Raw genomic sequence first — 20,071 nt, forward strand, 5'->3', positions numbered from 1 at the left:
TCAATGGGCATCTTTCTCAACGACCCGTGGTGGCTGATCCTGATCAAGGTGGTGGCGCTGTTCGTGGTGCTGCTGGTCTGGACGATCTTCAACGTCTGGTACGAGCGTCGCCTCGTCGGCAAGATGCAGCACCGCCTCGGCCCGATCATGAACGGCCCCTTCGGCCTCGGCCAGGCACTGGCCGACGGCGCGAAGCTGCTCGTCAAGGAGGACTTCCGCCCGGCGAAGACCGACAAGTGGGTCTTCAACCTGGCCCCGGTGCTGACCGCGGTGGCCGCGTTCACCTGCTGGACGGTCATCCCGTTCTCGGGTGAGCTGGAGATCTTCGGCGTCACGACGCGCCTGCAGGTCGCCGACCTGCCCGTCGCCGCGGTCTTCATCCTCGCCTCTGCCTCCATCGGCATCTACGGCATCGTGCTCGCCGGCTGGGCGGGCAACTCCACCTACTCGTTCCTCGGCTCGGTGCGCTCCACCGCGCAGATGATCTCCTACGAGATCGCGATGGGCCTGTCGATGGTCGCGGTGTTCCTGATGGCCGGCACCATGTCGACGTCGCAGATCGTCGAGGCACAGCGCGAGACCATCTTGTTCGCGCTGCCCTGGGACCGCGCGACGACGGTCGACATCGGCCTGTCCGGCTGGTACGCCCTGCTGCTGTTCCCGTCCTTCATCATCTACGCCATCGCGATGGTCGGCGAGACCAACCGCGCGCCGTTCGACCTGCCCGAGTGCGAGTCCGAGCTGGTCTCCGGCTACCTGACCGAGTACTCCGGCTTCCGCTACGCGCTGTACTTCCTCGCGGAGTACATCAACATGGCCACCGTCTCGGCCGTGTGCACCACGCTGTTCCTCGGCGGCTACCTGCCGCCGTGGCCGCTGACGCTGGTGCCCGGCATGGACAACCCCTGGCTCGGCCCGGTCTGGTTCGTGCTGAAGGTCCAGCTGCTCATCTCGGTGTTCGTCTGGCTGCGTGGCACGCTTCCGCGCCTGCGCTACGACCAGTTCATGGGCTTCGGCTGGAAGGTGCTGATCGAGGTCTCCCTGCTGTGGATCGTGCTCATCGCGCTGTTCCCCGACTACACGCTCGCGATCGCCGTCGTGCTCGTCGCGGTCCTGGTGCTGTGGTTCGGCCGCGAGAACCAGAAGACCGAGAGACCCGAGCTGGTGGTCGAGGAGGACTTCGACCCGTTCGCGGGAGGCTACCCCGTGCCCCCGCTGCCCGGCCAGGTGCTGCCCGAGCTCGTGGGCGTCGTGCACGCCACCGAGCCCGCTCACGAGGAGGCCGCGGAACCCGCGGCCGCTGCTGAAGAAGGGAAGGGCCTGTAGATGGGGTTCCTCAACCAGTGGGCCGGGTTCGGCGTCACGTTCAACACGATCTTCCGCAAGACCTTCACCCAGGGATACCCCCAGAAGGGTAAGGAGAAGGTCACGATGCCGCGCTTCCACGGGCGGCACCAGCTCAACCGCTGGCCCGACGGCCTGGAGAAGTGCGTCGGCTGCGAGCTGTGCGCATGGGCCTGCCCCGCGGACGCCATCTACGTCGAGGGCGCGGACAACACCGAGGACAACCGCTACTCGCCCGGCGAGCGCTTCGGCCACGTCTACCAGATCAACTACCTGCGGTGCATCTTCTGCGGCCTGTGCATCGAGGCCTGCCCGACGCGCGCCCTGACGATGACCAACGAGTTCAAGCTCGCCGACGAGACGCGCACCAAGCTGATCTACGAGAAGCAGGACCTGCTCGCCCCGCTGTTGCCCGGCATGGAGCAGCCGCCGCACCCGCGGCGACTCGGCGACGACGAGAAGGACTACTTCCTCGGCCTGCCGGCCACCGGCACAGCCGACACCCGCACGGGCACGACCTCAGGAGCGGCCAAATGACCCCCATGATCCCGCTGGTCACCGCCAGCGAGGTGGCGTTCTGGGTGTGCGCGCCCATCGCGGTGCTGTGCGCGCTCGGCGTGCTGCTGTCGCGCAAGGCCGTGCACTCGGCCATCGCGATGGCGGGCGTGATGATCGCGCTGGCCGTGCTGTACGCGGCCCAGGACGCCCCGTTCCTGTTCGTCATCCAGATCGTCGTCTATACCGGCGCGATCCTGATGCTGTTCCTCTTCGTTGTGATGCTGATCGGCGTCGACGCGACGGACTCGGTCGTCGAGACGCTCAAGGGGCACCGCATCGCCTCCGCGATCGTCGCCTTCGCCATCGGCGTGCTGCTGATCTGCGCCGTCGCCCAGTTCACCCTCGGTGGTGAGCCGGCCGGCCTGGCAGAGGCGAACGCGGAGTACGGCGGCAACATCCAGTCGATCGCGGCGCTGCTGTTCACCAAGTACGTCTTCCTGTTCGAGGCGACCGCGGCCCTGCTGATCACCGGCGCTGTCGGCGCGATGCTGCTGGCGCACGGCGAGCAGCTGTTCACCAAGGTGACGCAGCCGGAGCAGCTGAAGAACCGCATGAAGGCCTACGCCGAGGACGGCGAGCACCCCGGAACGCTGCCCAACTCCGGTGTCTTTGCCCGGCACAACGCGATCTCGACGCCTGCGCTGCTGCCCGACGGCAGCATCGCGGAGAAGTCGGTCTCGGAGACCCTGCGCATGCGCGGGGTCATCGTCGACGTCGACGAGCTGCGCGGCCCGACCACCTCTGCCTACGCGGCGCTCGACGCGCGCGACCAGGAGCTCGAAGGAGACGACGAATGAACCCCGAAGGATTCCTGATCCTGTCGGCGATCCTGTTCGCCATCGGCATCGCGGGCTTCCTGCTGCGCCGCAACGCGATCATCGTGTTCATGAGCATCGAGCTGATGCTGAATGCCACGAACCTCGCCTTCGTGGGCTTCGCCCGCTGGCACGGCAACCTCGACGGCCTCATCGCGGCCTTCTTCGTGATGGTCGTGGCCGCCGCTGAAGTGGTGGTCGGCCTCGCGATCATCGTCGCCGTCTACCGCGCCCGCCGCACCGCCTCGGTCGACGACGCCAACCTGATGAAGTTCTAAGGGGACGGATAAGCGTGCAACTCCTCGAATCTCTCTCCGCCACCTCGGGCCAGGGCCTGATGATCTGGCTGCTGATCGCGATCCCGCTCGCGTCGGCGACGTTCCTGCTGCTGGCGGGCAGGCTCACCGACAGGTGGGGCCACTTCCTGGCCACCGCCGCGGTGGTCGCCTCCTTCGTGATCGGGCTGGTGCTGTTCGCGGCGCTGCTCGGCCTCGACTCCGAGTCCCGCCACCTGAACACGGCCGTCTACGAGTGGATCGCCACGGGCAGCTGGTCCATCCAGCTCGGCCTGCTCGTCGACCCGCTGTCGATCCTGTTCGTGCTCCTGATCACCGGCGTCGGATCCCTGATCCACGTCTACTCGATCGGGTACATGGCCCACGACGACCGCCGTCGCCGGTTCTTCGCCTTCCTGAACCTGTTCATCGCCGCGATGCTGATTCTGGTGCTGGCGGACAACTACCTCGTGCTGTTCCTCGGCTGGGAGGGTGTCGGCCTCGCCTCGTACCTGCTGATCAGCTTCTGGGCGCATAAGCCGTCCGCGGCCCGCGCCGGCAACAAGGCGTTCATCGTCAACCGCGTGGGCGACCTCGGCCTGTCCATGGCGATCTTCACCATGCTGGCCATGTTCGGCTCCGTCCGCTTCGAGGATGTCAACGCCGGCGCCGCCGGGCTCAGCCCCCTGTGGGCGACGCTGCTCGGCTTCTTCCTGCTGCTCGCCGCCTGCGGCAAGTCGGCGCAGGTGCCGCTGCACTCATGGCTGCTGGACGCCATGGAGGGCCCGACCCCCGTGTCGGCTCTGATCCACGCCGCGACCATGGTCACGGCCGGCGTCTACCTCGTCGTCCGCTCCAACGCCGTGTACGCGCAGACCGAGGCCGCCGCGACCGCCGTCGCGATCGTCGGCACCGTGACGCTGCTGGCCGGCGCCTGGATCGGCACCGCGAAGGACGACATCAAGAAGGTCCTCGCGGGCTCGACGATGTCGCAGATCGGCTACATGATGCTGGCGGCCGGCCTCGGCCCCGTCGGCGCGTCGTTCGCGATCTTCCACCTCATCACGCACGGCTTCTTCAAGGCCAACATGTTCCTCGGCGCCGGCTCCGTGATGCACGGCATGGGCGACGACGTGAACATGCGCCACTTCGGCGCCCTCGCCAAGCCGATGCGCATCACGTTCATCACGTTCGCGATGGGCTACCTGGCGATCATCGGGTTCCCGTTCACCGCGGGCTTCTACTCGAAGGACCACATCATCGAGGCCGCGTTCGACGTGAACCTGGTCTACGGCATCCTCGCGCTGGTCGGCGCGGGCATCACCGCGTACTACATGACGCGACTGATGATGATGACGTTCTTCGGCAAGAAGCGCTGGGCCGACGACGTGCACCCGCACGAGTCGCCGCTCGTCATGACCGTGCCGCTGATCATCCTCGGCGTCATGTCGCTCATCGCAGGCCTCCTGCTGAACGGCTGGATCCAGGGCTGGCTCGAGCACTCCACGGGCCAGCACCCGCACGAGACCCCGCTCGTCCAATTCACGCCCATCGGCCTGCTCGCGCTCGCCGTGGTCGCAGTCGGCGTGTTCCTTGGCTGGTGGCTGTTCAAGGGTGAGATCGCCCGCGACGAGCCGGCGACGAAGAACCCGCTCGTGCTCGTCGGACGCAACGACCTGTACGGCGATGCTATCAACGAGCACGCCGTCATCCAGCCGACCCTCGGGCTCGCCCGCGGGCTGGCCTGGTTCGACAAGAGCGCCGTCGACGGCGTGGCGATGGGATCGGGGACCGTCGCGACGGGTCTCGGCCAGTGGCTACGCAAGGCCGAGAACGGCTACGTGCGCACCTACGGCCTGGTGCTGACCGCCGGCGTCGCCCTGCTCGGTGTCGTGGCGATCCTCGGACACCTGGGCTAAGGAGAAGAAAGAAATCATGCAGGTACTTCTGACCATCCTGGCCCTCGTGCCGATCGTCGGCGCGGTGGTGGTGTTCTTCCTCAAGGGGCATGTCGCCAAGCTCGTCGGCTACGGCGTCGCCCTGACGACCGCCGTCCTCGGCGTGCTCGCCGTTATCCTGCACGCGCAGGGCGCGGCGCTCGCCGTCGAGTACAACTGGATCCCCGCCGTCGGAGCGCACTTCGCACTCGACCTCGACGGCATGGGCGCGATCCTCGTCCTGATGACCGTCATCCTCGTCCCCGTCGTGCTGCTCGCCGAGTGGCACGTCGGCGAGGGGGACACGGCCCGCTGGGGCGGGGGAGTGTTCTTCGCTCTCGCGCTGCTGATGCAGGGCTTCGCGCTCGTGGTCTTCATGGCCTCCGACGTGCTGCTGTTCTACATCGCCTTCGAGGCGACGCTGATCCCGACGTACTTCCTGATCGCCGGATACGGCGGCCCCAAGCGTCGCTCGGCGGCCATCAAGTTCCTGATCTACTCGCTGGCCGGTGGGCTCGTTATGTTGGTCGCAGTTGCCGGGCTCTACGCCGTCAGCGCCGGCGCCGGGCAGCCGAGCTTCCTGGTCTCCGACCTGGTCGGCATCGAGATGGCGACGAACACCGGCCGCTGGCTGTTCGTCGGCTTCTTCTTCGCGTTCGCCGTGAAGGCGCCCATGGCCGGCCTGCACACCTGGCTGCCGGACGCGGCGGAGCAGTCCACGCCCGGCACCTCGACGCTGCTGGTGGGCATCCTGGACAAGATCGGCACCTTCGGCATGATCAAGATCTGCCTCGTGCTGTTCCCGGAGGCCACCGCGTGGGCGACCCCGGTCATCCTGATCTGGGCGATCGTCTCGGTCCTCTACGGCGCGCTGATGGCGATCAACGCCAAGGACCTGCTGCGGCTGGTGTCCTACACGTCGATCAGCCACTTCGGCTTCATGGTCTTCGGCATCTTCGCCCTGACAACCCAGTCGCTGAGCGGCTCCATCTTCTACATGCTCAACCACGGCCTGTCGACGGCCGCGATGTTCCTCGTCGTCGGGTTCATGATCCGCCGCCGCGGGTCCGCGGACATCGACGCGTTCGGCGGCGTCCAGAAGGTCGCACCGGTGCTCGCTGGCGTGCTGCTCGCGTCGGGCCTGTCCGCGCTGGCGCTGCCCGGCATGGGCAGCTTCGTGTCCGAGTTCCTGGTGATGGCAGGCTCGTGGCAGCGCTACCCGGTGCACACCGCCATCATCACCCTCGGTACCGTGCTGGCCGCGGTCTACGTGCTGCGGATGTACCTGCGCACCATGACCGGCCCCGTCACCGAACAGGTCTCGACCCACACAGATCTCACCACGCGTGAGAAGGCCGTCATCGCCCCGTTGCTCATCCTGCTCATCGTGTTCGGCTTCTTCCCGAAGCCGGTCCTGAGCATGGCCGATGAGGCGGCGACGCAGACGATGGCCGTGGTCGGCGTGACCGACCCCGCCCCGCAGGTTCAGGAAGGCAACCGATGATCACCCTGTTGGAGATTCCTGCAGCGACCCTCGAGTGGATGATCCTCTCGCCGCTGTTCGTGCTGCTCGGCGTCGGCTGCCTCGGCATCCTGCTGGAGGCCGTCCTGCCCCGTGACCTGCGCTTCGTGGTGCAGACGGGCGTGACGGTGCTCGGCCTGGTGGTCGCGCTCGGCCTCACGATCCTCAACTGGATCCACGAGACCCCGACCATCGCGGCCATGTCGCTGCTGGCCGTGGACGGCCCGGCGTACATCTTCTGGACGCTCATCCTCATCGCGGGCCTCGGCGGTACCGCGCTCTTCGCCGAGCGGGCGCTCGGCGCGGGACACTCCGCCTTCGCCGCGTCGGCCGCCACCGTTCCGGGTTCGCCGCTCGAGCGCGAGGCGGAGCGCCTCCGCCGCGAGCACACGGAGATCTTCCCGCTGCTGATCTTCGCCGTGTTCGGCATGATGCTGTTCGCCTCGGCGAACAACCTGCTCGTGCTGTTCGTCGCCGTCGAGATCTTCTCGCTGCCGCTCTACCTGCTCACCGGCATGGCCCGTCGCCGTCGCCTGCTGAGCCAGGAGGCCGCGCTGAAGTACTTCCTGCTCGGCTCGATGGCCTCGGCCGTCATGCTCTACGGCATCGCGCTGCTCTACGGCTACTCCGGCGGACTCAGCCTCAACGAGCTCGACACGGCCATCATCGCCGGCACCGCATCGCAGCCGCTGCTGCTCGGAGGCCTGGTGCTGACGTCGGTCGGCCTGCTGTTCAAGATCGGCGCCGTGCCGTTCCACGCCTGGACCCCGGACGCCTACATGGGCGCCCCGACGCCAGTGACCGCTTTCATGGCCGTCGCAACCAAGACCGCCGCCGTCGGCGCGCTGCTGCGTGTGTTCTACGTCGGCCTCGGCGGCGCTGCCTGGACGTGGCAGCTGCTGTTCGCCGTCGTCGCGATCCTGACGATGGCACTCGGCTCCACCGTCGCGCTGGCCCAGACCGACATCAAGCGCCTGCTGGCCTACTCGTCGATCGCGCACGCCGGGTTCATCCTGGTGGGCGTCGTCGGCGCGGTCGCCGGCGGCGACGGCGTCTCGGTCTCGTCGGTGAGCGCCATCGCGTTCTACCTGCTGACCTACGGCATCGCCACCTTCGGCGCCTTCGCGATCGTCACCATGGTGCGCCGCTCCGGCGGCGAGGCGAACAGCCTCGACGCGTGGAAGGGCCTCGGCAGGCGCAACCCCGTCATCGCGCTCATCATGACGCTGTTCATGCTGAGCTTCGCGGGCATCCCGCTGACCGCGGGCTTCGTCGGCAAGCTGACGGTGTTCGTGGCGGCATGGGCGGGCGGCTACGGCTGGCTCGTGCTCGTCGCGGTCGTGATGAGCGTCGTCGCGGCGTTCTTCTACCTGAAGGTCGTCGTGGCCATGTGGTTCCAGGACGAAGACCCCGAGGTCGTCGGCACCGTCGAGGCGCCGTCGCTCTGGACCTGGGTTGTGCTGGTTGTGTCGGCGGCGGCTACGCTGGTTCTCGGCCTGATCCCCGGCGGCGTGCTCGCGCTGCTGGCGGACGCGTCGCAGTTCATCCGCTGACCTGAGCTAGGAGTACCTCGTGGCGGACACCCCGCTCGATGAGCAGCTCGCCGGCCTCCTCGATGTCTTTGAGGAGCGCCTGGCGGAGTCTGCCGTCGCCAACTCGCCGTTCGTGACGGAGATGGCCAGGCACATCATCGCGGCCGGCGGGAAGCGATTCCGCCCGCTGCTGGTGTTCCTGTCCTCCCGCTTCGGCGGCGAGGTCGACGAGGACGACCTGCTTCGTGCGGCGATGGTGATGGAGCTCACGCACGTCGCCAGCCTCTACCACGACGACGTGATGGATGCCGCGGACCTGCGCCGCGGCGCCCCGTCCGCCAACCGCCTGTGGGGCAACTCGGTGGCGATCCTGGTCGGCGACTTCCTGTTCGCCCGCGCGTCCACCACCGTCGCGGAGTTGGGTGTCGAGTACGTGCACCTGCAGGCCGAGACCTTCTCGCGCCTGGTGCAGGGGCAGATCGCCGAGACCAAGGGCGCCGGCGACGGTGAGGACCCGCTGGCCCACTACATCCAGGTCATCGCGGACAAGACGGGGTCGCTGATCGCGGCCTCCGCCCGATTCGGCGGCATGGTCTCCGGCGCCCCCGAGCCCACCCTCGATGCGCTGTCGGCCTTCGGCGAGGAGGTCGGGCTGGTCTTCCAGCTGTCCGACGACCTGATCGACATCACGTCGACCACCACGGGCAAGACCCCCGGCACGGACCTGCGCGAGGGCGTCCCGACGCTGCCCGTGCTCATGCTCCGCGCCGAGAACGACCCGGCCGACGCCGAGCTGCTCGCACGGATCGACTCCGACCTCAGCTCCGACGAGGCCCTCGCCGAGGTCCTCGCCGCGCTGCGCGAGCATCCCGTGATGGGGCGCGCGAAGGCCGAGGTGGAACGCCGCGCACAGATCGCCCGGGAGCACCTCGCACCCCTCCCGGAGGGGGAGGCCAAGGACGCCCTGCTGCAGGTCTGCACCGACCTCGTGGAGCGCACCAACTAGCCCCCCCATCTCGCCCTCGGAAGCCCACGTCGCGTGCGAAAAACGTTCAGTGGTCGATTCTCCCCGGTCCGTCAACGAGAATCGCACACAGCCTCGGGTTTCTTGCCGCACGAACGCATGGCGAGCGCCCGCTAGTCTGGGCGTCGTGTCCGCCTCGCCCTTTCCCCTGATCGAGTACGACCTCTCGCGGGTCGACGCGAGAAGTGCGCTCGTGGCCTGGGACCGACTGCGGCCGGGGCGACGCCGGACTGACCGACTCTGGATCGGCCTGGGCGGCATCGGGGGAGCGGTCGGTGGCCTGTCCGGTGCGTTGTTGGCCGACGGCGAACCCATCCTCTGGTGGATCCTGGCCCTCATGCTGGTGCCAGGCGTCGCCTTCGGCGTCGCCGTGGTCTGGCTGATGCTCTTCGTCACCCGTCGTCAGCGCGCCGACATCGTGATCGCTTCAGGCGCCATGCCCGTCGGCCCCCAGCGCGTGTGGCTGGACCTCGACGGAGCCCATCACGACCGACCCGGCGTCAGCCACCTGCTCAGCTGGGCCGCTCTCGGAGAGCCACGGCAGGTGGGGGGTCACCTCATCGTGCCGCTCGCCGCCGCGACACCCCAGGCGCCGACCGGGGCCGCCGTCGCCTTCATCCTTCCGGCCAGCCTCGGTCAGCCGACCCTCGAGTCCGCCGCCCGGATGCTGACCGCGGGTCCCGGCGCGCTCCAGCGGGCGCAGGACGTGGGCAGGCACCCCTCGCCCGTCCTCCATGGCGAGGTGGTCCTTGCAGACTACGTCGCGTTCAACCGACATTTCCTCGTGACTCCGGCCGGCCGCCAGCAGCAGTGGATGCTGGCTGCGACGGGTGCGCTGCTGGGGGCCTTCGCCGGGTACGTGATCCTCGGCCAGTTCACCGGCGGTCTGGTTGCCGTCATCCTTGGAGCGGTCCTTGCCGCGGGCGGCATCGTTGTGCTCGCGCGCAGCCAGGTCGGGACCCAGGCCGAGGCGTTGGTCCGCTCGGGTACCTACGACGTCGGGCCAGGGGCATGGTGGTTCGACGACGAGGAGGTCTACGCCCGGATCGGTGGCTCCCGCATCGGCGTGGCGTGGGAGTCGGTCACGTCCGTCGAGCTTGCCGGGCGCGTGGGGATCGTCTGGTTCGGACGCTCCATCGCCATTGTGGTGCCGCGCAGTGCCCCCGGAGCCGACGCCTTTCTCGCCGCCGTCGCCTCCCGGGTGGACGGCCTCCACCGCGGACGCCAACGATAATCCCGCGACGCCAACGGTATGCACGGACGCCAACGATATTCGCGTGAATACCGTTGGCGTCGGTGTATTTCGTTGGCGTCTGCGGGAAGGCGGACCGGGACTGAGGGCGGGGCGGGATCGGCGTGGGCCTTTCGGAAGGAAAGTCATGTCCCGTCGCACCGTCGCACTGCGGATCGCCGCACTCGTCGCCGTCTCGATGGTCGGGTGCGCGCCCTCCGTCGAGGTCACCCCGAGCCCCTCAGCCCCGACGCCCTCCACCTCGCCCAGCCCATGGTTCACCGCCGGGCAGCTCGCGCTCGAGGCCCGGACCGCCGAGTGCCGCGACATCGCAGAGGACCTGTTGAAGTCCCATCGGGCGAAGGAGAAGGCGGTCACGGGAGAGGGCCGCCAGCGGCAGCTGAGGGAGCCGCCGCCGGCGCCGCTCGCCTCACCGGCTTCACCAGATGGTAACGCGGTCCTCGGGTGCCAGCCACAGGGCGTCCGCCTCCGTGACGCCGAACGCGTCGAAGAACGCGTCCAGGTTCCGCACGATCTGGTTGCAGCGGAACTCCGACGGCGAGTGCGGGTCGGTGGTCAGCAGCACCTTGGCGGCCTCGGGGCGGCGCTTGCTGCGCCAGGCCTGGGCCCAGCCGGTGAAGAAGCGCTGCGCGGGAGTCAGGCCGTCGATCGGCTCGCCGTCGGGCTGGCCACCGGCCAGCAGCCAGGCGTCGTAGGCGATGCCGAGGCCGCCGAGGTCGCCGATGTTCTCGCCGAGCGTCAGCTTCCCATTGACCCCCGTGGTGCCCGTGACGCCCTCGGGCTCGAGCCCCTCGTACTGGCCGACGAGGCGGCTGGTGAGCTGCTCGAAGGCCTCACGGTCTGCGGGCTGCCACCAGTCGCGGAGCTTCCCATCACCGTCGCAGGTCGAGCCCTTGTCGTCGAACCCGTGGCCGATCTCGTGACCGATAACCGCGCCGATGGCGCCGTAGTTCACGGCGTCGTCGGCGTCGGCGTTGAAGAACGGCGGCTGCAGGATGGCGGCGGGGAAGACGATCTCGTTGCGCAGCGGGTGGTAGTACGCGTTGACCGTCTGCGGGTACATCTGCCACTCGGTCAGGTCGACGGGCTGCCCGATGCGCGACAGCGTCCAGTCGAGCTCGAACGAGTTGGCGGCCAGCACGTTCCCGACGAGGTCGTCGGCCGAGACGGTCAGTGACGAGTAGTCACGCCACTTCGTGGGGTACCCGATCTTCGGCGTGAACTTCGACAGCTTCCGCAGCGCCTCTGCGCGGGTCTCCTCGGTCATCCAGCCGAGCTTCGTGATGGAGTCGCGGTAGGCCTCGAGCAGCGTGGCGACGAGCTTCTCCATCGCCTCCTTCTTCTCGCTCTGGAAGTGGCGGGCGACGTAACTCTGGCCCACGGCCTCGCCGACGACGGCCTCGACGAAGCTCACGCCGCGCTTCCAGCGCGGGCGCTGCTCCTCGTTGCCGGACAGAGTCTTCTCGTAGAAGTCGAAGCGGGCGTCGACGAAGGGGGACGACAGGTAGCCGGACAGCGCGGAGATGGCCTTCCAGCGGGCCCACGAGCGCCACGCGTCGAGCGGGGCGTCGGCGACGAGCGGCGCGATGCCCGCGATGAACGACGGCTGCGACACGACGAGCACGTCGAACCGGTCGCGCGGCAGCTCGGCGCCCTCCAGGTACGCCTCCCAATCGAAGCCGGGACTCTGCGCGACGACCTCGCCATAAGCGGTCGGGTTGTAGCTGGCCTTCAGGTCGCGGAGACGGACGCGGTCCCAGTGGTGGGCGGCGATCCGGGTCTCCAGATCCAGCACCTTCGCGGCCTGCTCGGAGGCATCCTCGAACCCGGCCAGCCCAAACACGCGGGTCAGGTGCGCCAGGTACTTCGCCCGGATCTCGGCGTGCTCGTCGAGGCGGTAGTAGCTCTCGTCCGGGAGGCCCAGGCCGGTCTGCGTCAGGAACGCCGTGTAGTGGGTGGGGTCGCCGGGATCGACCTCCTCGTACAGCGCCACCAGAGGGCTGAGGCCGTGCCGCAGCGACCAGCCGAGGTGGCGCGCAAGAGCCGACGGAGAGTCGATCGCGCCGATGGCCTGGAAGATCGGGGCCAGCGGCGCGGCGCCGAGCTCCTCCACGCGCGCCTCGTCCATGAACGACGCGTGCAGGGCGGCGATCCGCCCGGCGTCCGTGGTCGGGTCTCCGAGGGGCTGCTCCTCGATCAGCGCGTGGACATCGGCCTCCGACCTGTCCCGCAGGTCGATGAACCCGCCGGCCGAGCTCTGGTCCGGGTCGATCTTCGCCGTCGCGAGCCAGGTGCCGTTGACGTGGCGGAACAGGTCGTCCTGGGGGCGGACGGTGGGGTCGGCGTTGGCGAAGTCGATGGCTTGTGTCATGACTGACAGGCTACTCATCGCTCCCAGAAGATCGCGACGTCACTGCTGGTCTCGCCCAGCATGTTCGCCGTGGCCTGGACGGTGTCGCTGAACTCCTGGCCCGGCGACCGGGTGCCGTCGGCGTAGTCGACGCTCAGCTGGAGGCGGAGCCCGATGGTCAGGACCGCGATGGACTGGTCGTCCGCGCTGAGCGACGGTGTGGTGTCGGCCCAGGGGTCGTTCAGCAGGGTCCAGTGGATCGACGAGGGCACGACCGCCTTGTCGCTGCTGAGCCCGAACGGGCAGCCGGTCGGGGCCAGCGACTGCTGCGCTAGGCACCGGTCAAGCGACTCCCTGGCCGCGCTCATCAGCGCCGTGCGGCCGAGGTCTGTGAGCTGGGGGCTCGCCGGGTGGCGGGTGAGGTCGGGGCGGGCGAGCGTCTGGATCTCGATCGCCGACGATTCGGGGTACTCGAGCAGCGTCCTGCCGGTGCTCAGCTCGTATCGCCCGGGCACCACCTCGAACGTCTGGCCCTGGGCCACCGTCGCACCGTTGATGATGAGGGGGAGGTTGTCGGACCCCGTGATCTGGAACTGCACCGGGACCGTGGTCCGCGTGAGCCGGTACTCGCCGGTGTCGAGGCGGGTGATGCGGACCGCGGTGTCCACCTGGCTGTCGCCGAGGCGGTAGCGGACGTCCACCTCGGTGGCCGCCGGGTCTGTCGTGAGGATCTCGACGTCGCTTATCGGCGTCAGAGCGGCGGTGACGGCGTAGACCTCCGGGGTGAGGAGGGCCTCTGACCCGGTGCCGCCACGCGGCCCCATCGTGAGCGCCTTGGCGATGTCGCCGTCCGCCAGTGCCGCGAAGTAGTCCCGGACGATGTCCTGGGGGGTCTGCGCGGCCACCTGCGCGGGGTCGACGGAGTCGACGATGACGGCCACCTCCGCGTCCTTCTCGACGTTGCGGAACCACGTCACATAGGCGAACCCGGCCACGATGCCGACCGCCACGACGATCGCGAACACCCAGGAGAGGCGACGCCAGGGCAACGGCGGCTTCACTCCAGCCTCGGCGAGGTCGGGAGCGACGAAACGGCTCTGGTCCTGCGAACGGACGAGCGCGGACTGGAGTTCGATGGCCGCGAAGCTCGGGGCCGACGACGTGGCGTCGGGCCGGGGTCGGGCCTCGCCGTCGGGCCTGACAGGGGTCTCCTGCGACAGGGGACCGTCGTGCTGAGCGGGGCGCGCAGGGGCGGGAGCGCCGGGCGTCCACCCCTGCTGATCGCTCATCGCTCGTCGGCCTCCCAGGTGTCGTTGCCGGCGATGACGTGAGCCAGTGCCTTGCCCGGGTCATCGGCCCGCACGGCGTCGATCTGCTCCCGGACGAGGTCATCGTAGGCGGGACGCTCGACGTTGCGGAAGATCCCGATCGGCGCCTGACGCAGCACACCGGGCTCGGTCAGCCGCGACAGCGCGAAGGCCTGCGACGGGTCCTGGCGCTTCTCGTCGTGCACGATGATGGCCGAGGGGTCGACGTCTGCCGTGGTCGCGACCCGGATCTCGCCGGTGTTCGGGTCACGGATGACGCAGTACTCGCCGTCTCCGAAGACGATCGGCTCGCCGTGGCGCAGCCGGATCAGCGCGCCCTCGGGTCCCTTGAGGGTCTCGAACGCGTCGTCGTTGAAGATGGGGCAGTTCTGGTAGATCTCCACCAGTGAGGCGCCGCGGTGCTGCGTGGCGGCCGTGAGGACCTCCGTCAGGCCCTTGCGGTCGGAGTCGATGGCGCGGGCGACGAAGCTCGCCTCGGCGCCCAGCGCCAGCGAGATGGGGTTGAACGGCGTGTCCAGCGAGCCGTAGGGCGTCGACTTGGTCACCTTGCCCAGCTCGGAGGTGGGGGAGTACTGGCCCTTGGTCAGGCCGTAGATCCGGTTGTTGAACAGCAGGATCGTGATGTTCACGTTGCGGCGCAGCGCGTGCATCAGGTGGTTGCCGCCGATCGACAGCGCGTCGCCGTCGCCCGTGACGACCCACACGTTCAGGTCGGGGCGGGTCACGGCGACCCCGGTCGCGATCGCCGGGGCGCGGCCGTGGATCGAGTGCATGCCGTACGAGTCGACGTAGTACGGGAACCGCGAGGAGCAGCCGATGCCGGAGACGATGACGCTGTTCTCCCGCTTGATACCCAGCGTGGCGATCATCGACTGGAAGGTGGCGAGCACGGAGTAGTCGCCGCAGCCGGGGCACCAGCGGACCTCCTGGTCCGAGGTGTAGTCCTTCTTGCTGAGCGGCTCGATGCTGAGCGGGATACGGGCGAGGCCGTTGACGGTGGCAGTCATCAGTTCTCCTTGCCGAGGGCGTCGATCTCGGCGATCAGGTCGGCCTCGAGTTCCGTGATGGAGATCGGCAGGCCGCGGACGCGTGAGTAGCTGGACACTTCGGTCAGGTAGCGGGCGCGCAGCACCGTGGCGAGCTGGCCGAGGTTCATCTCGGGCACCACGACCTTGTCGTAGGCCGCGAGCACCTCGCCGAGGTTGGCGGGCATCGGGTTGAGGTGGCGCAGGTGCGCGGTGGCGACGTTGCGCCCGGTCTGGCGCAGGCGGCGCGTCGACGCCGTGATGGGGCCGTAGGTCGATCCCCAGCCGAGCACCAGCACGCGGGCCTCGCCGCTCGGGTCGTCGACCTCGATGTCCGGCACGTCCGCGACGATGCCGTCGATCTTCGCCTGACGAAGTCGCGTCATGCGCTCGTGGTTCTCCGGATCGTAGGAGATCTCGCCGTGCAGGTCGCCCTTCTCCAGGCCGCCGATGCGGTGCTCAAGCTCGGGGGTGCCGGGGATCGCCCAGGCGCGCGCCAGGGTCTCGGGGTCACGCCGGTAGGGCTCGAACGAGGGGGCGCCCTTCGCAGTGGTGGCGTTGTGCGCGGTGGCGAAGTTCGGCTCGATCGGCTCGATGGCCTCCAGATCCGGGATCTTCCACGGCTCGGCGCCGTTGGCGAGGTAGCCGTCGGTCAGCATGATGACCGGCGTGCGGTACTTCACGGCCATGCGGCAGGCCTCCACCGCGGTGTCGAAGCAGTCGGAGGCCGACTTCGCGGCCAGCACCGGGAGCGGCGCCTCGCCGTTACGACCCCACAGGGCCTGCAGCAGGTCGGCCTGCTCGGTCTTCGTGGGCATACCCGTCGACGGGCCGGAGCGCTGCACGTCGACGACGACCAGCGGCAGCTCGGTCATGATGCCGAGCCCGAGGGCCTCGCTCTTCAGCGACATGCCGGGGCCCGACGTGGTGGTCACGCCAAGGGCGCCGGCGAAGGAGGCACCCAGCGCGGAGCCGATGCCGGCGATCTCGTCCTCCGCCTGGAACGTCATGACGCCGACGTCCTTGCGCTTGGACAGCTCGTGGAGGATGTCCGAGGCAGGGGTGATGGGGTAGGAGCCCAGGAACAGCTGCATGCCCGCCTTGTAGGCGCCGGCCATCAGGCCGTAGGCCGTCGCAACGTTGCCGGAGATCTGGCGGTAGCGACCCTTCGGCATCGGTGCGGGGTCGACGTGGTACTGCACCTCGAAGTGCTCGGTGGTCTCGCCGAACGCGTAGCCGGCCTTGAAGGCGGCGACGTTCGCGTCGCGGATGACCGGCTTGCCGGCGAACTTCTCGGCCAGGAACTCGAGCGTGCCATCGACGGGACGCGAGTACAGCCAGCTGAGCAGGCCGAGCGCGAACATGTTCTTCGTGCGCGACGCATCCTTACGGGTGAGGTCGAATCCCGCGACGGCGCCCGTGGCGAGCCCGGTCAGGTCGAACGCGTGCACCGAGTAGGCCTCCAGCGTGCCGTCATCGAGCGGGTTGGCGTCCCAGCCGATCTTGGCGAGGTTGCGTTTCGTGAAGTCCGCGGTGTCGACGATGATCACGCCGCCGCGTGGCAGGTCCTTCAGGTTCGCCTTCAGCGCGGCGGGGTTCATGGCCACCAGCACGTCGGGCACGTCACCCGGGGTCACGATGTCGAAGTTGGCGAAGTGCAGCTGGAAGCTGCTCACGCCGGGCAGGGTGCCCTGTGGTGCCCGGATCTCGGCGGGGAAGTTGGGCAGCGTCGCGATGTCGTTGCCGAAACTCGCGGTCTCCGCCGTGAATCGATCGCCGGTGAGCTGCATTCCGTCGCCTGAATCGCCGGCGAAGCGGATGACAACCCTGGGGAGGGAGAGCTGCTGTGGCACGTGAAACAAGACCTTCGTATGTCGAATGGTGGGCGTCTGGCCCATCATAGGCCCCCGGTTGATACTGCCCTCGGGGCGCCTGTGCGCCATGAGTGAACGGCCCGGTCAGGGCTCCAGCAGCCCCACGATGTCGCTGGCCGACAGCGGTGCCGCGGTGTCGGATCCGGTGCCCACCACCGAGTCGAACAGGTGCCGCTTGGCCTGCTGCAGCGCGACGACCTTCTCCTCGATGGTGTCCTGCGAGACGAGCCGGTACACGTTGACGCGCTTGTCCTGGCCGATGCGGTGGGTCCGGTCGATGGCCTGGTTCTCCGCGGCCGGGTTCCACCATGGGTCCAGGATGAAGACGTAGTCCGCCTCCGTCAGCGTGAGACCGAAGCCGCCGGCCTTCAGTGAGATGAGGAACACGGGCGCCTCGCCGTTGCGGAATCCGTCGATGGTTGCGGCCCGGTCGCGGGTGCTGCCGTCGAGGTACTCGTAGGCGATGGATTCCTCGTCGAAGCGTTCCTTGACGAGGGCGAGGAAGCTCGTGAACTGTGAGAAGACCAGCGCGCGGTGCCCCTCGGCGACGATCTCGTCGAGCATCTCGACGAGGGCGTCGATCTTCGCGGACACGGCCGGTTGATTCTCGTCGACCAGCGCGGGGGAGAGGCTGAGCTGCCTCAGTAGCGTCAGCGAGCGAAGGATGGTGATGCGGTTGCGGCCGAGGTCGCCGACCAGGCCCAGCACCTTCTGTCGCTCGCGGGCGAGGTGCCTTTCGTAAGTGCGGCGGTGCGCCGGGCTGAGCTCGACGGGCACGACCTGCTCCTGCTTCGGAGGCAGCTCCTCCGCGACTGCCGCTTTCGTGCGTCGCAGGATCAGCGGCCGGATACGACGGTGGAGACGCGCCAGCGCGTCGGTGTCGCCGCCCTCGATCGGGCGGCGGTACGCGGTGGTGAACGCCTTGGGATCCGGGAACAGGCCGGGAGCGGTGATCGACAGCAGCGACCACAGATCCATCAGGTTGTTCTCCAGTGGCGTGCCGGTCAGTGCGATCTTCACGCGGGCCCGCAGCTTGCGCACAGCCTGGTACGCCTTGGAGGCGTGGTTCTTGACGAACTGGGCCTCGTCCAGCAGAACCCCGCCCCACTCGACGGCGCGGTAGTGGTCGGCCTCCAACCGCAGCAGCGTGTAGGACGTGACGACGATGTCGGCGTCGGCCACCTCGTCGGCCAGGTCGGTGCCCCGCTTGGCTTTCGTGGCGGTGACAGCCACCGTCTTCAACCCGGGTGTGAAGCGCGCTGCCTCCGAGACCCAGGTGCCGATCACCGACGTCGGGGCGACGACCAGGACGGGGCCGTCGAGCTCGCCGCGGTCCTTCGCAGACAGGATGAGAGCGAGTGACTGGAGGGTCTTGCCCAGGCCCATCTCGTCGGCGAGGATGCCGCCGAGCCGCGAGGACAACAGGAAGCTCAGCCACTGAAATCCGGTGTCCTGATACGGGCGGAGCTCAGCCTGGAGGCCGGCGGGCACCTCGATGGCCGGCAGCGACTCGGGATTCAACAGCGCGGACACCGCCTGCCGCCACGAGTCCGCCTGCCCTGTGACGACGCCGAGCTCCTCGAGTTCCTCCCAGAGCCCGGCATGCTCCGGCCGGAGCCGGAACGTGTCGCCGTCGGAATCGACGAGCAGTCTCGCCTCCTCCACGAGGGCGCGCAGCTCCGCCAGCTCGGGCTGGTCCAGCGGGAACCACGTGCCGGACGACAGCATCAGATGGTCATCGCCGGCGGTCAGCGCCGCGATGAGGTCGGCAAGAGGCACGCGCTCCTCGCCGACGCGGACGTCGACGCCGAGATCGAACCAGTCGCCGACGCTCGACTCCGTGACGGCTAGGTGGACGACGGCCTCATCCCCGGCCCGGCGGAACTCGGGCGGTTCGCGGTTGAGCTGCACGTCGACCTCGTCGCGCGACCTGAGCTCGGGCAGCGCGTCAGTGACGAAGTCGATCAGCGCGCGTCCGGTCAGGAACGCCGGGCGGAGCTGCGGGCCGGCCGGCGACGTCTCGACCCACGCGCCGGTGGGGACGGAGGCGATCAGGGAGCGCTCTGCGACAGGGTCGCGTGGCGCCCGCTCGTCGGTCCCTGACAGGCCGACCTCCTGGACGCGCTCGCCCAGCCGGTAGACGAAGCCCCAGTGCACGTGCGCCGACCTCTCGTGGAAGTCGACGCGACACAGGAGCTTCGGGGGGTGGGCCTCCGGCAGGTCGATGCCCTCGCCGACCGCGACGTCGACGGTGCGGCGCACCCGGGGAAGGTAGCCGACGGCGAACTCGTCGATGTCTGCGCCGGGGACCCGCACCGTTCCGTGCTGGAACAGGCCCTGTACTGCGGGGGAGAGGGGGCCGGCGAACGGGCCGAGGACCAGAGCGTCGTGATGCACGAACCAGGCGCCGTGGGCCCGGCGGCCGAGCAGCCCCTTGCGTGGCAACTCGATGGGGGTGCCGTCCCAGTCGATCAGTGCCCGCACCGTCAGGTCGTCGCCGTCGCGTTCCACGTCGACCAGCGGGCGGAGGGGGGAGGGCGCCAGCACCGGGTCCGGCAGGTCGCGCCCGGACGCGGAGGTGCCGGCCACCAGCGCAACGCCCGCCTCGACGGCGCGCTGCAGCGACTGCCAGGCGCTGGGTAGCAGGTCCCCGACCGCGATGACGTCGGAGCGCATGGCGAAGGAGCCAGGGTCCCTTGCCTCGTGCAGCTCCGCGATCGGGGCACGCTGGGACTCGAGGAATCCGGTGCGTGCGCCCGCGACATCCGCCCAGGAGGCCCCGGCGCGGACCCAGGCGTCGCGGGCCCCCGGCCGCAGCGGCCGCAGGACGAGGTTCGGCCCCTCCTCGGACACGAGCAGGGCCAGTGGCGATCCCTCGTCACGGGCCGAGGCGAACGGCGCCAGCACCTGCTGCCAGCCCTGCTCGGGGCGCGAGCCGGGGGACCGGAGGGCGAGGATGACCGCGACGGCATGCTTACAGTCGCTGCGCACCGGGCAGCTGCAGGTCGCCACGAGCGTGTCGGTGCCGTCGCCACCCACGACCGTCGTGTGGTAGCTGCGGTACCCGCTGCCCCGCACGGAGGCGGTCGCCACCGGGCCCGAGCAGCGGACGGCGCTGACCCTGCCCAGGCTGGCGTACTGGCGGCCTCGGGCAACGGTGGCCGCGCCGAAGCGGCGGTTGAGCTCTGCGTCGGTCACGTCGGAGACCCAGGAGGGGGTGTTCATCATCAGACCC

Annotated in this window: 14 protein-coding genes; 9 read left to right on the forward strand and 5 right to left on the reverse strand. The window is 69.1% G+C overall.

Annotation, left to right across the window (positions count from 1 at the left end):
• The first annotated feature begins 3 nt into the window (after window positions 1-3).
• From nuoH to QH948_RS03475, 9 genes are all read left to right on the forward strand, one after another.
• A complete protein-coding gene (gene nuoH / locus QH948_RS03435) occupies window positions 4-1,326 on the forward strand; it encodes an NADH-quinone oxidoreductase subunit NuoH (RefSeq protein ID WP_281145541.1) in 1,323 nt (440 codons plus the stop codon).
• Window positions 1,327-1,881, forward strand: coding sequence for an NADH-quinone oxidoreductase subunit NuoI (gene nuoI / locus QH948_RS03440; RefSeq protein ID WP_281145542.1), 555 nt, complete (start codon window positions 1,327-1,329; stop codon window positions 1,879-1,881).
• A gap of 5 nt (window positions 1,882-1,886) precedes the next feature.
• Window positions 1,887-2,699: an NADH-quinone oxidoreductase subunit J gene (locus QH948_RS03445; RefSeq protein WP_438874130.1), complete on the forward strand. Its 813-nt coding sequence runs from the start codon at window positions 1,887-1,889 to the stop codon at window positions 2,697-2,699.
• Window positions 2,696-2,995 carry an NADH-quinone oxidoreductase subunit NuoK gene (gene nuoK / locus QH948_RS03450; RefSeq protein ID WP_219080859.1) on the forward strand — a complete coding sequence of 100 codons (300 nt, stop codon included), beginning with the start codon at window positions 2,696-2,698 and terminating at the stop codon, window positions 2,993-2,995. The genes QH948_RS03445 and nuoK overlap by 4 nt, the downstream gene beginning before the upstream one ends.
• 59 nt (window positions 2,996-3,054) lie before the next feature.
• Window positions 3,055-4,911, forward strand: a complete 1,857-nt coding sequence (nuoL, locus tag QH948_RS03455) for an NADH-quinone oxidoreductase subunit L (protein ID WP_281146121.1) — start codon at window positions 3,055-3,057, stop codon at window positions 4,909-4,911.
• Between the two features lie 16 nt (window positions 4,912-4,927).
• Window positions 4,928-6,433 (forward strand): NADH-quinone oxidoreductase subunit M, encoded by a 1,506-nt coding sequence (locus QH948_RS03460; RefSeq protein ID WP_438874118.1) that lies wholly within the window; start codon window positions 4,928-4,930, stop codon window positions 6,431-6,433.
• A complete protein-coding gene (gene nuoN, locus QH948_RS03465) occupies window positions 6,430-8,004 on the forward strand; it encodes an NADH-quinone oxidoreductase subunit NuoN (RefSeq protein WP_281145543.1) in 1,575 nt (524 codons plus the stop codon). The genes QH948_RS03460 and nuoN overlap by 4 nt, the downstream gene beginning before the upstream one ends.
• Window positions 8,005-8,023: 19 nt before the next feature.
• Window positions 8,024-8,989: a polyprenyl synthetase family protein gene (locus QH948_RS03470; RefSeq protein ID WP_438874119.1), complete on the forward strand. Its 966-nt coding sequence runs from the start codon at window positions 8,024-8,026 to the stop codon at window positions 8,987-8,989.
• Window positions 8,990-9,134: 145 nt separating this feature from the next.
• Window positions 9,135-10,241: a hypothetical protein gene (locus tag QH948_RS03475; RefSeq protein ID WP_281145544.1), complete on the forward strand. Its 1,107-nt coding sequence runs from the start codon at window positions 9,135-9,137 to the stop codon at window positions 10,239-10,241.
• 436 nt (window positions 10,242-10,677) lie between these two features.
• Here QH948_RS03475 and QH948_RS03480 read toward each other — a convergent pair whose 3' ends face one another.
• Genes QH948_RS03480 through QH948_RS03500 form a run of 5 tightly spaced genes read right to left on the reverse strand, consistent with a single transcriptional unit; the run spans window position 10,678 to window position 20,064 of the window.
• Complete coding sequence (locus tag QH948_RS03480) at window positions 10,678-12,630, reverse strand: M13 family metallopeptidase (RefSeq protein WP_281145545.1); 1,953 nt, start codon at window positions 12,628-12,630, stop codon at window positions 10,678-10,680.
• Between the two features lie 14 nt (window positions 12,631-12,644).
• The gene (locus QH948_RS03485) at window positions 12,645-13,898 is read right to left on the reverse strand and encodes a hypothetical protein (protein ID WP_281145546.1); all 1,254 of its coding nucleotides are present in this window, start codon (window positions 13,896-13,898) and stop codon (window positions 12,645-12,647) included.
• A complete protein-coding gene (locus QH948_RS03490; protein ID WP_281145547.1) occupies window positions 13,895-14,944 on the reverse strand; it encodes a 2-oxoacid:ferredoxin oxidoreductase subunit beta in 1,050 nt (349 codons plus the stop codon). The genes QH948_RS03485 and QH948_RS03490 overlap by 4 nt, the downstream gene beginning before the upstream one ends.
• Window positions 14,944-16,860: a 2-oxoacid:acceptor oxidoreductase subunit alpha gene (locus QH948_RS03495; protein ID WP_281146125.1), complete on the reverse strand. Its 1,917-nt coding sequence runs from the start codon at window positions 16,858-16,860 to the stop codon at window positions 14,944-14,946. The genes QH948_RS03490 and QH948_RS03495 overlap by 1 nt, the downstream gene beginning before the upstream one ends.
• Window positions 16,861-16,920: 60 nt before the next feature.
• The gene (locus QH948_RS03500; protein WP_281145548.1) at window positions 16,921-20,064 is read right to left on the reverse strand and encodes a DEAD/DEAH box helicase; all 3,144 of its coding nucleotides are present in this window, start codon (window positions 20,062-20,064) and stop codon (window positions 16,921-16,923) included.
• Window positions 20,065-20,071 lie beyond the last annotated feature (7 nt).

It is taken from the genome of Tessaracoccus lacteus (assembly GCF_029917005.1).
In the GTDB taxonomy this organism is placed as follows: Bacteria; Actinomycetota; Actinomycetes; order Propionibacteriales; family Propionibacteriaceae; genus Arachnia; species Arachnia lactea.

Excerpts from the sequence above, each read along its gene's own strand:
- nuoH (WP_281145541.1), top strand. The coding sequence starts at position 4 with ATGGGCATCTTTCTCAACGACCCGTGGTGGCTGATCCTGATCAAGGTG.
- nuoI (WP_281145542.1), top strand. The coding sequence starts at position 1,327 with ATGGGGTTCCTCAACCAGTGGGCCGGGTTCGGCGTCACGTTCAACACG.
- QH948_RS03445 (WP_438874130.1), top strand. The coding sequence starts at position 1,887 with ATGATCCCGCTGGTCACCGCCAGCGAGGTGGCGTTCTGGGTGTGCGCG.
- nuoK (WP_219080859.1), top strand. The coding sequence starts at position 2,696 with ATGAACCCCGAAGGATTCCTGATCCTGTCGGCGATCCTGTTCGCCATC.
- nuoL (WP_281146121.1), top strand. The coding sequence starts at position 3,055 with ATGATCTGGCTGCTGATCGCGATCCCGCTCGCGTCGGCGACGTTCCTG.
- QH948_RS03460 (WP_438874118.1), top strand. The coding sequence starts at position 4,928 with ATGCAGGTACTTCTGACCATCCTGGCCCTCGTGCCGATCGTCGGCGCG.
- nuoN (WP_281145543.1), top strand. The coding sequence starts at position 6,430 with ATGATCACCCTGTTGGAGATTCCTGCAGCGACCCTCGAGTGGATGATC.
- QH948_RS03480 (WP_281145545.1), bottom strand. The coding sequence starts at position 12,630 with ATGACACAAGCCATCGACTTCGCCAACGCCGACCCCACCGTCCGCCCC.
- QH948_RS03485 (WP_281145546.1), bottom strand. The coding sequence starts at position 13,898 with ATGAGCGATCAGCAGGGGTGGACGCCCGGCGCTCCCGCCCCTGCGCGC.
- QH948_RS03490 (WP_281145547.1), bottom strand. The coding sequence starts at position 14,944 with ATGACTGCCACCGTCAACGGCCTCGCCCGTATCCCGCTCAGCATCGAG.
- QH948_RS03495 (WP_281146125.1), bottom strand. The coding sequence starts at position 16,860 with ATGGGCCAGACGCCCACCATTCGACATACGAAGGTCTTGTTTCACGTG.
- QH948_RS03500 (WP_281145548.1), bottom strand. The coding sequence starts at position 20,064 with ATGATGAACACCCCCTCCTGGGTCTCCGACGTGACCGACGCAGAGCTC.